Raw genomic sequence first — 15,824 nt, 5'->3', positions numbered from 1 at the left:
TTGTGGCGCCGTTAGGATATGTGGGTCAAAACTAGGTTTCGGAATCATCAGCTTAACTGTTGTAATACCCATTGCAGCTCCCTCGAAATGGACCTGTCCATAGGTAGTTTCAGATCAGCGGGCAATACATCCCAGGTATAAGTCTCGACTTCCATGTGTTGTGTAAATGGTTGTTTCCGTTGTAATTGTAATACTTTTTCTATGTCGGATCGGGTAGATGATAATACCCCGTAACTATCGATAAAAACCGGCACATGAAAGTGAGAGCGCCATTCTTCTACCGCGGGATTGGCAGCGTCTTCCAACGCCTGCGGAAGGTCGGGATAATGCACATAACCGTCTGCTTTGCGCGCTACTACCTGATGAAGATAGGTCGTTTCATTAAACTCACGGAAGGCATCGATCAATGGTTTTCTGGCAGTCATATCGGTAGGCAACAAGGCTTTTACCGCTGCGCTGATCTGTATCTTGCCCACTTTCAATCCATGCTCGTCCAGCTTCTTCAATACACTTTCTGCTGATTCATACACCAGTGCAAAATGGCAAACATCATAACAGAGCTGCACGTGCGCTTTTATACTGGCTGTAGCTTCATCTTCACTCATACCGAATTTATCCTGCAGATAAGGCACGCCATATGGCAGCAGATAATTCAGGTACCAGTGAATATATTCCTGTGAATTCTCCATTAATCCATCCGGTTCCGGTTCAACGTCCAGGTGCATCAGCGGACCACCGCCACGCCGGGTCCTCACCAGCTGTTCTACCACCTGTAGTACTTTGAGGGTAGTGGATTCCATGATAGCATCCCTTTCTGATTCGCAACGTACATGCCACAATTTATAGGTGAGCGGCGAAGTAGAGATCCCTCCTTCCATTCCTTCCGGCAGCAGGGCTGCCAGCAAACGGAACAGGCGGATGGTGTAGAATACCCTGTCGGCCGTTGTCCAGTCAGGCGTATGTACATGATCTTTCACTACTGTATGATGAAACCCGCCATAGGGAAATCCATTCATAGTAAAGACATAACAGTCTTGTTCCTGCAGCCACTGTTTAAATTCTGTCAATGCGCCTTCTTTGCTCAATTCAAGACTGGCGGTGTTCGATAGGCGTAATCCGATACCAAATGGTTTATCGGGCGAAACTTCCCGTTTTACTGCCGGGATGAATTGCTTGAGCTGCTCAAAGTGAGCACCCCAGTTTTCCCCCGGATGAATGTTCGTACAATAGGTTAAATGAGAATGGTCAGTTACTTGCATAGTTCACTTTTATATGCTCCACAGCTTTATTCAGTAACACTTCGTCAATTACATGCACTTCTGCTCCGAGGCCTATTGCCTTTAGCAGGCAGATAGTAAGACGTCCGCCCAGGTGCTCCCTGAACTCCTGCAAACCTTTGATAACGGGCGATGAAGCACCGTTCCGCATTTCCAGCAGGGGATGAAAGACAGGGAGTTGCAGTTTCACCAGCAAACGGACAATTCTTTCGGCAGCGCTTTCGTCGATCCATCCCAGTAAGGAAGAGTACACGCTATCAACAGCAATACCTATTGCAACGGCTTCCCCGTGACGTAATTCGAAGTCTGTCAGCTGCTCCAGCTTATGCGCGCTCCAGTGGCCGAAGTCGAGCGGACGCGAAGATCCGCTTTCAAACGGGTCGCCGCTGCCGCCAATATGGGCCATATGTAATGCAGCACACCTGTAAACCAGTTCCTGCATTACCGGCAGATCATTATTCACTAATGCGGAAGCATTTGCTTCCAGCCATTCAAAGAAAGAAGCGTCTTTAATTAAAGCCACTTTTACAGCTTCTGAGATACCCGAACGCCAGTCTTTTCCTGATAATGTCGTTAGGAACTCCGCATCATTGAATACAGCGGCAGGCGGAGCAAACGTGCCGAGGAAGTTTTTCTTTCCCTTATAGTTGATGCCGTTTTTTACACCCACACCTGAATCATTCTGCGACAAAACAGTGGTTGGTATACGGATATGACGGACGCCTCTGTGCGATACGGCAGCCACCATCCCTACAAGGTCCAGTACAGCACCGCCGCCGATAGCCACCACAAAAGAATGCCTGTCTATACACTGTGCATCAATATGGTCTATCAGACTATAAAAAAGTTCTTCGTCATTTTTGCAGGCTTCGCCACCTGGTACAAGGATCACATCTCCTGCTATCTTAAAACCTTCTATCTGTTGTAAATAAGCTGCTATTTCTGTGGTAAGCGCCGGATGGGTCTTAGCTACACCGTCATCTAAAATAAAAAGTAGCTTCTTCGTAAGCCCCTGCGTTGTCTGAGAGGCCAGATAATTCCGGAATTCCGGATTAGATGGATTAAAAAGGTACCGGGTAAAAAAGACCTTAAAAGAATAATCTACACTAAAAGTCTGTTGAATACTCTGCATGGATAATCGCTCTGGTGTTTCGTTTAATTAATCGTCAAAACAGGCTGTTAAAATACAAAATTCTAATTGTTATGACGAATTACCGAGGATGAGCGGGTAACGGATCAGGTCACTGCAAACGCCCGGGCCATTAATAATGATAACGGCAATAGGATCAGCACCAGTAATGCATGAGGCAAGGTGGAAAAAGCAGCTACCCAGGCCGCATTCATGGCTATCAGGGCAATAATGCCCCCTTTTACGGCCTTTCCGATTTTAGGCCCGGAAGGCTCCTTTATAGCCCTGAACAAAGGCAGGTTGATCATGAAGGCAAATAAAATGACGAACGGCAGGGCTATCAAAATATGCCCGTTTATGGCCGCTAACACTAATATAGTAGCGTACACCAGCGCATAACAAAACGCTGCGATACGTAATATCCGTTTGTTTCCCCCATGCACCTCTCCTCTGCTGATGGCAGTGATAGCCGCAATGTAAAGTACCGGGATCAGGCCCAGCCACCAATACTCATTTAAGGCAGGCGCTACCATACTGATTCCCATCAACAGGTTTAATCCACGGCACAAACCCATGTTCACAGGCCCCCAGGACTGATGTTTTCCCCATTTATCATACACCAGGGCGCTAATAGCAATGCCCAGGGCGAAATAACCGGTAATACGCCCAACTGTAAAGGCTGCCAGTACGCCTACCAGCAACAGGTAACTTCCCAGTACGATAGCTTCAGTGAGAGAGATGACGCCACTCGGAATAGGGCGTTCGGGCCGTTCCTTTTTATCCAGCTCTGCGTCCATGACATCATTAAATACTACTCCTCCTCCATATAAACCGATCGTTGCCAGGCACATACATACCACAGGCAACAGATGGTCCAGGTAATTTGACACTTCAGAACCCAGAAAGCCGGAAATAGCAACTCCCGCCAATATATCTGCCACTGCTGTGACTATGTTGGCGGGCCGCATTAAACGTAAATATCCTAACAACTTGCTTATAATATAATTCACCGGGCTCGGGTTTTCTCCAAGTAGGCAACACACGAATGGCCGAACAATGCGTGACATACACCAATGTTCTGCAGTTCACTACATAGTAACCGGGCACCCGTAGTACAGACTTGTAATTGTTTATCTAATAATATTAGATTGTTTATCTATTCTTGGCTGTTGGCCACCGCGCAGTACGGTACTTCCGTTAAATTTCAGACTTTGATCCACGTCTTTGACCGTATCAAAATCTGTTTCGTCCATCTGACCACTTTGAGCGAAAGCAGTTATAGCATTGCGGTAAGTTACCAAATGAATGTCATTCAAGTCAATACCACTTTCGTGCATGAGCGCCGCAGTTTTCGGTACAGCCAAAGGGTCACTTATGCCCCAGTCAGCCGCTGAATTCACCATTATGCGCTCACTACCATACTGTTTTACGATTTCGACCATGCGTTCATTACCCATTTTAGTAAACGGATAGATCGTGAACGCCGCCCAGAAACCTCGATCGAGTACTTCCTTGACTGTTTCTTCATTGTTATGGTCCACAATGATCATACGTGGATCCAGGCCATGTTCCAGCGCAATGTCCATGCTGCGCTGCGTCCCTTTTTTCTTGTCCCGGTGCGGGGTATGTATCTGAACAGGTAGCCCTGCTTCTTTAGCGAGTTCAAGCTGTGCACGGTAGTATTTTTCCTCTGCTGCCGTCTGATCGTCAAAGCCGATCTCTCCTACGCCTACTACGCCCTCTTTGTATATAAACGACGGTAATATTTCCATCACTGCCTCTGCCAGCTTTTCATTATTGGCTTCCTTTGAATTAAGGCCAATAGTGCAATAGTGCTTAATGCCGAACTGAGAGGAACGGAACCTTTCCCAGCCGATCAGACTGTTGAAATAATCCCGGAATGTATCGACCCCTGTACGTGGTTGTCCCAACCAGAAAGCCGGTTCAATAATTGCCACTATCCCAGCATCCACCATTGCCTGATAATCATCCGTTGTACGGGACGTCATATGTACATGAGGATCAAAGAAACGCATGCCTTTTATACGTTCCAGATAAGAGGAAGGTGTGGTGATAGGTTGAAATTCTTTACCTGTTAACTCATAACTGCTACACATGTCTTATTCGGTTTAATTGAGACCTGTAAATGAACAACCTGCTTCAGCCGGCTGAGATTCCGCTGTGCAAGTTAAGATTATATACACTGAAGGTGTGATACACGTTTATGCTATTCGTGCGGCGATTGTATCCCATGTCAGACGATGGCTGGATATTTCTTCTCTAAGTGTGGCGGACTGCTCCAGAAGCGATTGTGCAGGAGCATAGGTACTTGCCGCGCAGGCAAGCGCGGCTGCCTCTTTTTCGACATTCACTTCAGAATGCCATATACGTTGTATATCCGGGAAATTGTCAGCATTGATAAATGGTCCTACCAACCTCCATAACATGGGATGTACCTTCCTGCCGGCAGCCCAACGCTCATGTGCATAATCCGTGAGCGTTGCAGCCAGTTTCGGATTAGCCCTTTCGTCCAGACCAATAATAAGATGAATAGGTTTATCCGTAAAGAACGCCTTCATCACCAGTTGATTCCAGGCTGCTTCCTCCAGATTACGTGCAGGATAAATGTTATATAACATCACCGCTTCCTGTACCGGCCCTATATTGGAACGTATTCCTTCGGTAGTACGGAAGGTCCATGCCTGCGACCAGGCCAGCAAAGGCAAAGCAGCATATAATGCAGCCTGTTCATTCATATCAGCAGCATCGAACAATCCCTCTATCACCTTTATGTAAGTATCTTTATCCGCCACTGGCAATTGTAACAGCCACCAGATCCTCACCAGTTTGTCTAACGTTGCTCCCTGTATGAAAAAGCGGTCGCCGGTAGACAATTCAATAAATGGCACAGCCGATTCTACAGCCTGCTTTCCCATAAATCTGGGTATCGCTGTGAAAGTAAGATTGAAGCGCTGTACACTTACCGGCTCTCCCAGTTTTTCCTTCTGTTGCTGTAACCAATTGAGTGCCTGTTCAGTACTGTTTCGCTCAACGATGTCGTATAATGATCCCTCGAATTTATTCCTGTCGTAATAGTAAGCATGTTCCATCACTCCGGCTAATTTATCCGGGTTAAAGTTAGCAGAATAAGCATTAAAAAAAAGAGAAAACTATGATGGATGGTGCTGTAAATAAAAGAGAGGCACGGTGTGCCTCTCCTTCCGCCATTCTAAAACCTGATCAGTTCAATCAGGAGTATCTTGAAAAACAATAATTCTGCGGCAGACTATTGTCTTATAAATTCAGTACTATTTACAGGGAAAAAGAAACGCTACACAAGGGCTAAACTGAGTAGTTTAAGCAGCATAGATTTAGATTTTTGCCTGACATTGTTAATGCAATATAATAATTTATTTGTTACAACTGCAATCGAATGTTCAAAAAACTATTCTAGCAATTACTATTTTTAAACTGAGCAAGTGTAATTCGCTCATTTTGATTTATTTCTGAGCAAAATCAACGGAGTGTTAAGATTCCAGTCAGGCTTAAAATCATTCTGGATAATAAACCCTTTTGAGTAGCTCCCAAGCACAATATCGAGGTCGCCATCCCTGTCATAATCACCTGCATCCATACAGATCCATCTGCCTGTGCTACTTAATCCAGGCATTACATGCGGACTAAACTTTATAGGCCCTTCCTGTTTGAATAATATGAACTTTTCTTCCGGATGATTCTTCAGGTCAGCAAAAAACGCAATACTGGCAATATCCAGGTCCCCGTCAAGATCGAAATCTGCCGCGATAGCCTTTGTGCAACCATTCACAGGGTAAAACCAGGCTTGTTCAAACGTGAAGCCCCCCTTGTTTATGTAAAGATATACTCCATGAAAAGGCTTCAGCTCCATGGAATAATCTCCGTTATCACCGGCTGTATATAAGATGTCGGGCAGCCCGTCCTTATTCATGTCCACCACCTGAAACCCGGTGGAACCCTGTACCGGTGGGAAACGGAGCAGTTGCTGCTGTTTGAACCCGCCTTTATGATCATTCCTGAACAACCAGATCCCTTCGTCGCCATAAGCGAATAATACCATTACATCCGGCCAGCCATCTTGATCAAAATCATCTACTACTGCATGGATCGCCCCTGGCACTTCCCACACAGGCCGTTTGGTATATTCTTCATCTGCCGTTTGCTGCAGCACATACAATCCCCCGTAATTATGTCCGAAGCCGCATACCAGGTAGTCTATCCGCCCATCTTTGTTGAAGTCCGACGATATACTCTGCACAGGACGGGGCAATCCCATCCCGATCGTTTTCACCTGCCGGGATTCTTCTGCTGCCGGATGTACTTCCCACAATACACCTGTCGGCACATCTACAGCCCTCATATTACCAATACAGGTTAACGATGCTGTATCTGCAGCACGCCAGTTCATATCTACTGCTGTTGATTGAAGTTTTATAGCCTGCGAAGCTTTTAATTGCTTGTCCCACTTATAAAGTGTTGCACCGGCTTCTGTCGAAGAATAAATATCACCTGTGAAGGGATTAACCGACACCATTGTTGTCATAGCGGTCAGCGACTGACTATCAGTTTCTGGCTGTAACAGCTCAAAAAGTTGCAGATCTTCCGCCAGTGGTTGAGGCGCTTTTGCAGACGCCAATGTATCAGGCGCCAGTTCTTCATAATATGCAACGATATCTTTCCAGTCTTCAATACTGATATTGTTTCCGCCACTAACGGGTTTAGAAAAATATTGATTCTCCTGCCATACGCCTATTCCCAGTTTAGGCGCCATTGCAGGCAGCACGTGTTTTGTCCAGGTCATTTTGTCCAGCATAGCCGGAGCTACCGGCAAATGACAAACGCCGCAATATTTTTCAGAGAGGAGTTTACCTTTCTCCTGCTTGCTTAAGGAACAGGAGGTGTAAATGGTTGTGAATGCAATAACGAGAATGAAAGGGAGTAATGTTTTCAAGTCTAACCGGATTATGCAATGGCAGAAATATTAAAAAAGAAAGGCCCTGTTTCCAGGGCCTTCCGTGTATTCCTATTCTTAAAAATAACAATAAATTTTAGTATCCTTCATTCTGGTCAAGTGTCTTTGCACCACCTTTGAAGCTCAGGTCAATCTGACGTTGAGGAATAGGATAATGCTCATTACGTCCTACTGTGAATTTACCACCATTCAGGTCGGTAGTGATCTTAGACTCGTAAGCAAAGAACCTTGTCAGTTCAGCTGACGCAGTTCCCCAACGTACGATATCAAAGAAACGATGACCTTCCATAGCAAGTTCCAGTTTACGTTCAAAGCGGATCGCTTTTAATGCATTGTCTTTTCCCATACCGGTGAATGCGCCTGCAGCGTAATTGGCCACTACATATTTCGCTGCCGGTGTGGTAGAGAAACCGCCCATTGGCTTAGTATCATCTATGTATTTGTATACAAGCGTCTGCGGATTTGCAGCCCTGGTACGTACGATGTTAACATAAGTCTGAGCAGCCTCCAGGTTACCCAGTTCCGCTTCTGTTTCCGCAGCTAACAGCAATACGTCTGCATAACGGATCAACACAATATTGATAGCAGATCCCGGAGCCCAGGAGTTAGCATCTTTGTATTTATCCTGGTTATATTGCCAGTAAACATTCTTTTTAGGAGCGTATGGACCTGCATAGTTCTGGTCGCGTACCCATGAACGGCCCGGGTGATTTCCCCAATCCAGGTATGGAACACCGCGACGTCCAACAGTCCAGTCTAAGCGAGGGTCCAGGTTACCTGCATCCGGAGTGAACGGATCGGTAGACAGGATCTTCATGTCGCTTTTTACTGCGTTGTCATTGTAGGTATCCAGGAAAGGCAGACCGTTTACATCTGTACGGTAAGAGTTTACCAGTTCCTGCGTTGGCTGATAGAAGCCGCAACAGCCGAATGGACTGTTATATGGGAAGTTCAGCATCTCACCCTGGTTACCATTGGATATCTGACCGGTACCATTGTTGGCAGACATCTGAATAGCGAACACAGATTCAGTGTTGTTCTTCTTTTCAGAATCGAAGTTGTCCTCAAACCTTGCAGTCAGCGCATATTTTTCACCCTTTGATGTAGCGCCATCTTTGGTGATCACATCAAATAAAGCTTTAGCTTCAGGCCATTTCTTTTCATATACATATGTCTTAGCCAGGTAAGAAGCACCAGCCCATTTGTTTGCACGGCCCACCTGCGACTGAATAACAGGCAGATTGTCATAAGCAAACTGGAAATCTTCTTCGATCTTAGGCCAGATATCTACGTTATTTGGTTGTTTGTAATCACCAATATGCGTTTCATCTACCCAGGGCACTTTACCAAACATCTTTTTCAGTTCGAAGTAATAGTGTCCACGCAGGAAACGGCACTCAGCTTCAACCTGTGTCAGTTCAGCTTCTGTCATGTCCTTTACATCAGGTAACAAAGACAGAATGATATTTACACGTACAACGCCTTCAAACAGTACTTTCCATTTTGTGTTGAAGAAACCGTTGCTTGGATCGAATTGTCCGGTTGCTATCAAACTGATAGGCGGCTGGTCGGTCGCATCACTACCTTTATGTGCATCACCACCGGCAACGCTGCCATAGATCCAGTTGCTCGGAGCAGCTTCCCACGGGCCACCCGTACCGATAGCAGCTACATCCTGTTGCTGACCATCCAGTGCGGCATAGGCGCCTATCAGCAAGGCAGAGATACCATCTTTGGTAGACACATCCGCTCCGGTCAGTGTTCCTTGCGGAGCACGTTCCAGGAAGCTTTTACTACAGGAGTGAAAGAATAGTCCTCCTGCAACCACTGCTGCAGCAAGTATATATTTTGATCTTATTAATGTCCGTTTCATTTTTAATAGTTTTGATTTTCTCCAATTACTTTTAACATAACCATTTACGTTAGCTAAAAATTAGAAGCCCACATTAACACCTACGAGGAACTGGCGCTGGTTTGGATAAGCACCTTCATCAAGACCAAAGTTGGTAGTTCCACCTGTGATCTCAGGATCGATACCAGTATATTTAGTGATGGTGAACAGGTTAGCCGCCTGTACATAGATGCGGAATTTCTCAATACCGATACGCTGCAGAATTGGTTTAGGCAATGTGTAACCTAACATCATGTTCTTTGCGCGCAGGTAAGAACCATTCTCAACCAGGAAGGAGTTAGGCACTGTGTTGGTGCTGAAAGAACCTTCGTTTTCCTGGATAGGAGCTTTTGCGTTCAGGTTATCTGGTCTCCAGGAATCATACAGGGCAGTTTTGCTCTTAGCACCTGCGAATGATGGATAGAAGTCTGTCCACCAACGTACCTGGTTCCAGATGTTGTTACCCTGTACACCATAGAAGAATACAGTAAAATCAAAATTCTTATAGTCCAGTTCCAGGTTCAGACCATAGCTGAAATCAGGGTTAGGGTTACCCAGGAAGGTACGGTCAGCTTCAGTAATGATGCCATCGCCGTTGGTATCCTGGTAACGGAAACGTCCAAGTCCGATACCTGTCTGATAAACTGCATTTGGATTGTTTGTTGCTTTCTGCGCCTGATCATTAGCCTGTGCAATTTCATCTGCGCTATCCCAGAATCCATCAGTTTTGTAACCGAAGAAGCTGGAGATCGGCTGACCAACGGCGTTACGGATAATGAAGTTACCATTGAAACGGCGGGCTTCCTGATCGAAGTAAGGAGCATCCGCAGAAATGTTAACGATCTTGTTAGAATAAGTGGTCAGTGTAGCATTAGCTTTCAACACCAACTCTTTCGTAAGATGAATATCATTGATACCAAGAGAGATGTCTATACCATGGTTCTCCATTTCTGCGATGTTAACAGTTGGAGGATCTGTACGACCGGCAGTACCAGAGATCTCGGGTTTGTACAGCAGGTCTTTTACTTTTTTCTTGTAATAATCTGCTGTTACTTCCAGTTTACCTTTAAACAAGGTCGCGTCAACACCGATGTTCATGTTGGTATTACTTTCCCACTTCGCATCAGGGTTACCGATGTGTGTTTTGAAGAAACCGGATGCCAGTGAATTGGATGTACCTCCGATATCATAGAAAGAAGAACCTTTGTTCAGACCATACTGAGTGAATGCGTTAGCTGCTTCCACGTTCAGCTGGTTACCCATCACACCATAACCTCCCCTGATCTTTAAGTCAGAGATCCAGGCTACCTGTTTCAGGAAAGCTTCCTGTGAAATACGCCAGCCGGCGCTCACCGCAGGGAACACACCATAACGGTTGTTAGCACCGAACCTGCTGGAACCGTCACGACGGATAACAGCACCGAGCAAGTATTTGTCTAACAGGCTGTAGTCCACGCGACCGAATATAGAGAACAACGCATCAGTATAAGTACCACTTCCATTTGTTACAGTACCCGTACCGCTACCGAGGTTAGTGAAGTTAGGGTCGAATATAAAGTAGTTCTGTGTAGTACCCGTCAGTGTACGACCATGGTTATCGAACGCTTCAGTACCTACCAGCACTTTGATATCATGCACCTTGTTAAAGTTCTGTGCATAGCTCAGTGTATTGGTCCAGGTCCAGTTGTATCCATTGCTGGATCCTTCTGTAAAGGAGTTCACTTTATTATTCTCTGCATTTTCGTATTCAGGGAAAGTGAAGTTGTGGGTTGAAGCCGAGAAGATCTCACCACCGAAAGTAGTGCGGAATGTAAAATGCTTCAGGAAGTCTGCTTCTCCGTATACACTACCCAACAAACGGTTACCGAGGCCACGGTTCTCTCTTGTACGGTCCTGTATTGCAACAGGGTTACGGGCGTTACCCAACTGGGCGCCGTTTGTACTGAAGGAACCTGCAAAGTTACCTCTGATGTCGTGTACCGGAATGATCGGCTGCTCACGGAATGCCATACCGATAGCACTTCCTTCTGTCAACGGATCGATCTGCGGGTTGTCTATTACAGAGAACTCGAGGTTTTCACCGATACGAACATGCTTACCTACGTTAAAGTGGCTGTTAGAGCGGATGGAATAACGTTTCAGATAAGTGTTCTTCAATGTACCTTCCTGGTTGAAGTAATAGAAGGAGAGATAATAAGCACCCTGATCGTTACCACCGCTAACAGATACGTTATGGCTGGTGATCATGGCAGGCTTGAATATTTCATGGAACCAGTCTGTACCTGCTTTGTTCGCCCTGTTAATACGGTAGAAATTGTCCAGGTCTGAAGGGTTCTTATAATAAGGGTTCACGTTATATTTGGAAGGATCAACGCCCGGATCTCCTTCCATAAGGCCGCCCGGAGCAATATAGTCTGGCAGTCTTGGAGTAGCGCCGGAACCATACAGACCATCGTTGTAAACTACATTCGGATCTGTATTTTTTAATGCCATCCATTTCAAATTGGCCATTTCCTGTGGAGAAAGGATATCCCAAACGTTACCGCCTTTAGGGCGTTGTGTACCGTAATAGCCATCATAAGTAACTCTTACTTTACCATCCGGTTTACCTCTTTTGGTGGTGATGATGATCACACCGTTTGCTGCTCTCGCACCATAGATAGATGCAGAACCTGCATCTTTCAATACCTGCATAGATGCAACGTCATACGGGTTAAGGTCTACGATGTTCTGTGTAGGTACTCCATCTATAACGTAAAGGGGAGTATTATTTCCGAAGGTGTTCACACCACGGATACGCACCTGTGGCTCTTCACCCGGCTGACCGGACCCCAGTACGGTGATACCGGATACCTGTCCCTGTAACTGGTTGCTTACCTGCGCTGTCGGCTGACGGCTGATCTGCTCTACGTTTACAACAGATACGGCGCCTGTCAGGTCCTTCTTACGCTGCGTAGCGTAACCTGTTACTACTACTTCATCAAGTGAACCCACTTTTTCACTTAAAACTACACTAACAGAAGTGGCATCACCCAATATCACATCCTGTTGTGTGTAACCGATAAATGAAAATACCAGGGTCTCTCCTTTTTTAGCAGTGATGCTAAAATTACCCGCTGGATCTGTGGCTGTACCACGGGACGAATTCTTAATTGCCACTGTTACTCCTGGCAACGGATTACCGGAGGTCTGGTCGGTGACCTTTCCGGTAAATTTAGTCTGGGCGAATGCGGCACTGGCAAATAACAACAACAGCCAGCAGCACGCAAAGGTGCGGTAGACATGTCTCTTCATAACGTGAAACGTTTTTTTTGGTTAATAAAAAGCCTGTTCCGGTCTGCATAACTGCGCGAGTGGCAGGTACAGACACGAAAATTGACCGGGTAAATCAATATCCTGGTCTTAGAGGGACACTATAATAACTCCTTACTCTCGGGCTAAAATCCATACTGACACTGTTCGCACAGCACCAATGCAATAATATTTCCGGGCATCAATTGTTAAAAAATGGGAATGGCGTACACAAAGTTTTTTAAAGCCTACAGTTTAGTTTTTTCATACACGTGTTAACATTAAAATTTAGGGAACTAGGATTAGATCTTGGCTACTTATAAACACACACTAAAATTTCAATTGTTAACTGGCCGACAAGGTAACACATTCGTTTAATTTAAGCAAGCCAAGTGGCAAAATTTTAATCAGTCTTTAATAATTTACTATCAGCATTTAAATAATCTTCAAAAAAAAGGGGGGTGATCACAGCTTTTCTGTGATCACCTTTACTGCCCTTCCTCTTTCGAGCTCATTATGTTCCTGCCACTGGTCCTGCTGACGTGCCAGCATTTGTTCCATCTGCCACGACATGAACTTCGCTTCCAGCCTTTCCAGGCAAAGCTGTTTGTTCTGCAATTGAGAACGGCTATCCATTGCCAGTACCTGGATGCCCGAAGGAAGATGCGTGCCCCGTACCGCCGTCTCCACTTTGTTGACGTGCTGTCCACCAGGCCCTGATGCCCTGCAGGATTCCAGCTTCACATCTTTCAGGTTCCATTGTAACTGCGCTTTCACATCAAACACTTCTACACCCACAAACCAATTCTTACGTTTATGGAACTTGCGGTAAGGACTTTGTGCGATCCACTGCACCGTACCCCTCCACTCTTTTATAAAGGCCTCGATTGTGGCCCCCTCTCCTTTTGCTAATAATACTGCTGATAATAAAGTGCCTTTCAGATCTCCCTTTTTACTTTCCAGCACCTGAATATCCAGCGCCTGCCCGCGGGCAGACTTCATGATTAATTCCACCACCTTTGCGACTACCCGGGTACATTCTGCGGGACCTCTTCCGGCAGTTACCTGTATGATAAACTTGTTCATGTTGTTACTCTTTATACATTCTTACGATCCGCGGTAAAAACCGCCCTTCTATATTGACCAGTTCCTGCTGTGCAGTGATCACACTCTCTATATCTTTATATGCAAGCGGATTTTCTTCCACGCTACCACCGATCAATGTAACACCGGCATCTGCAAGCATTTTTTTCAATGCTGATACCGTCATGCTTTCTCTTGCTCTCTTCCGGCTCATCATTCTGCCAGCTCCATGTGAAGCAGAAAATAAAGACTGCTCCACTCCTTTGCCTGTTACCAGGTAAGCGGCTGTTGTCATGCTGCCTGGAATAATACCCGGCTCGTTTTCATGCGCAGGTGTAGCGCCCTTACGATGTACGATCACCTTACGGCCATCCGCCAGTTTTTCCTCCCAGGCAAAATTGTGGTGGTTCTCAATGGTCATCAGGCGCTCAAGCCCCAATGCTTTGGCCATATTGATATGGATCCGGTCATGACAGGCCTTTGCATAATCGCCCGCCAGCTGCATGCTGAGCCAGTATTCCTGTCCGGCTTCACTGTTCATGTCCAGCCATGCCAGTTGCTGCGCTTCTCTTGGCAGCTTGCAGGTATCCATGGCGATCTTCGTATAGTGCATTGCTACATTCGCGCCCAGTCCGCGACTGCCGGAATGTGACAACAATGCTACATAGTCTTTCGCCGGAAGTCCGAGGGAATTGTCTTCCGACAAACTGATCATACCAAACTCCACGAAGTGATTACCACTACCGGAGCTTCCCAGCTGCCTCGCAGCTTTCTGTTGTAACTTCTTCAGTAATGTAGTTGCCTGGAAAGCGGGATCATCCAGTACCGGATGCTCCTGTTCAACTTCCAGTCCTCCTTCCATACCGAAGTGTGTCCACTCTTTCAACGCTACCTTCATCTGGTAACCGAAACGTTTGATAAAACTCTCTCCTTCGTCAAAGATGGACAATGCCATACGGCAACCAATATCCACGCCTACCGCATAAGGTATAACAGCGTTATCTGTAGCCAGTACTCCTCCGATAGGCAGACCGTAACCTGTATGCGCGTCCGGCATCAAAGCTCCCTGCACTGTTACAGGCAGTGACATGGCCACTTCCATCTGCTTCTTCGCACTATGCTCAATCTCCTTGCCTCCATAGATCTTCAACCGTCCTGTTTGCTCCAGCAACGTGAATTCTTTATGGTGAGTGACTTCCTCTTTCTCTATAAAAGTGGCTGCGATCTTACCTACTATTTCATCATTAATATATTGTTCAGGTTTTTCTTTGATGCCTGTCAATAATGTGATGAGTGCTTCTTTGGTATGATGCTTAAAATGTTTTGAAATGATATTAATGACCAGACTTCTTGCACGGTCATTCGTGTAACCGATCTTACTCAGTTCTTTTATACGTATACTGCCCATATAGGTGCGTAATAAAGTGTATAGTGATTGGAACCGTTCAAATGATATCGAACGATAAATTAAGGCATAAAATACCCTTTCCGCAGGCGCAGAATATCCAGTCTATACAGGCATAGTAATGAGTTGCATGAATGATGAATGCTCATCAATGCTTACTCGCTTCCAGTAAATGAAAAAAGGAATAATGCCTGGATCAGGCAGCGGGCGAAAGGGTCGATATGTGAATACGTTCTGTCATGATTCCTTGTGTTTTTAGATGTGAACAAATAAAGGAATTCGGGCACAAAGGTATGTATTTTCAATAATATATCAAGTATCTTCGTTCTATCGCTGATAATTTTTTTCTATGAAAATATTCAACATCATCTGGGGTATCTTGTTCATCGTCTTCGCCGGGTTACAATACAACGATCCTGATCCTTATATATGGGGACCTATTTATCTCTTTGGCGCCGGATGCTGCCTGCTTGCTGCCCGTGGCCGTTTCTACAGACGTGCTTATCTCTTTGGCATATTCATATACTTAGCATATGCCGCCTATCTTTTCTTTGATAAGAATGGTGTAATAGACTGGGCTACGGAACATCATGGTGAGAACATTGCCGGATCAATGAAAGCTGCAAAACCATGGATAGAAGAAACACGTGAGTTCTTTGGATTATTCCTGCTTATTATAGTACTACTGATTAACTATTTCTATGCAGGCAAACGTCTGAAGAAACGTTAACCGGTTACCA

At 45.6% G+C, this 15,824-nt stretch carries 11 protein-coding genes; 1 reads left to right on the top strand and 10 read right to left on the bottom strand.

Annotated elements, in window-relative coordinates:
- Nucleotides 1–47: 47 nt before the first annotated feature.
- From eboE to C7475_RS23610, 10 genes are all read right to left on the bottom strand, one after another.
- On the bottom strand, nt 48–1,259 hold the full coding sequence (gene eboE / locus C7475_RS23655) for a metabolite traffic protein EboE (RefSeq protein ID WP_110055890.1): 1,212 nt from the start codon (nt 1,257–1,259) through the stop codon (nt 48–50).
- Nucleotides 1,246–2,409, bottom strand: coding sequence for a 3-dehydroquinate synthase (locus tag C7475_RS23650; protein ID WP_110055889.1), 1,164 nt, complete (start codon nt 2,407–2,409; stop codon nt 1,246–1,248). The genes eboE and C7475_RS23650 overlap by 14 nt, the downstream gene beginning before the upstream one ends.
- Before the next feature lie 104 nt (nt 2,410–2,513).
- A complete protein-coding gene (eboC, locus tag C7475_RS23645; RefSeq protein WP_110055888.1) occupies nt 2,514–3,374 on the bottom strand; it encodes a UbiA-like protein EboC in 861 nt (286 codons plus the stop codon).
- Nucleotides 3,375–3,536: 162 nt separating this feature from the next.
- Nucleotides 3,537–4,523 carry a TatD family hydrolase gene (locus C7475_RS23640; protein WP_110055887.1) on the bottom strand — a complete coding sequence of 329 codons (987 nt, stop codon included), beginning with the start codon at nt 4,521–4,523 and terminating at the stop codon, nt 3,537–3,539.
- Nucleotides 4,524–4,628: 105 nt separating this feature from the next.
- Nucleotides 4,629–5,516 (bottom strand): EboA domain-containing protein, encoded by an 888-nt coding sequence (locus tag C7475_RS23635; protein WP_110055886.1) that lies wholly within the window; start codon nt 5,514–5,516, stop codon nt 4,629–4,631.
- A 380-nt stretch (nt 5,517–5,896) separates the two neighbouring features.
- Nucleotides 5,897–7,393, bottom strand: a complete 1,497-nt coding sequence (locus C7475_RS23630) for a VCBS repeat-containing protein (RefSeq protein ID WP_146217635.1) — start codon at nt 7,391–7,393, stop codon at nt 5,897–5,899.
- Nucleotides 7,394–7,490: 97 nt separating this feature from the next.
- On the bottom strand, nt 7,491–9,287 hold the full coding sequence (locus C7475_RS23625; RefSeq protein ID WP_110055884.1) for a RagB/SusD family nutrient uptake outer membrane protein: 1,797 nt from the start codon (nt 9,285–9,287) through the stop codon (nt 7,491–7,493).
- 60 nt (nt 9,288–9,347) lie between these two features.
- The gene (locus C7475_RS23620; protein ID WP_110055883.1) at nt 9,348–12,599 is read right to left on the bottom strand and encodes a TonB-dependent receptor; all 3,252 of its coding nucleotides are present in this window, start codon (nt 12,597–12,599) and stop codon (nt 9,348–9,350) included.
- A gap of 462 nt (nt 12,600–13,061) precedes the next feature.
- Nucleotides 13,062–13,682, bottom strand: coding sequence for a peptide chain release factor H (gene prfH, locus C7475_RS23615; protein ID WP_110055882.1), 621 nt, complete (start codon nt 13,680–13,682; stop codon nt 13,062–13,064).
- Nucleotides 13,683–13,686: 4 nt separating this feature from the next.
- Nucleotides 13,687–15,087, bottom strand: a complete 1,401-nt coding sequence (locus tag C7475_RS23610; protein WP_110055881.1) for an RtcB family protein — start codon at nt 15,085–15,087, stop codon at nt 13,687–13,689.
- Nucleotides 15,088–15,433: 346 nt separating this feature from the next.
- On the opposite strand from C7475_RS23610, the gene C7475_RS23605 reads away from it, so the two are divergent.
- The gene (locus tag C7475_RS23605) at nt 15,434–15,814 is read left to right on the top strand and encodes a transmembrane 220 family protein (protein ID WP_110055880.1); all 381 of its coding nucleotides are present in this window, start codon (nt 15,434–15,436) and stop codon (nt 15,812–15,814) included.
- Nucleotides 15,815–15,824: the final 10 nt, after the last annotated feature.

Origin of the sequence: Chitinophaga sp. S165, from assembly GCF_003182155.1 — a bacterium.
Taxonomy (GTDB): Bacteria; Bacteroidota; Bacteroidia; order Chitinophagales; family Chitinophagaceae; genus Chitinophaga.
Note: the sequence above shows the minus strand (reverse complement) of the source record. Positions and strands in the feature narration are given on the sequence as shown.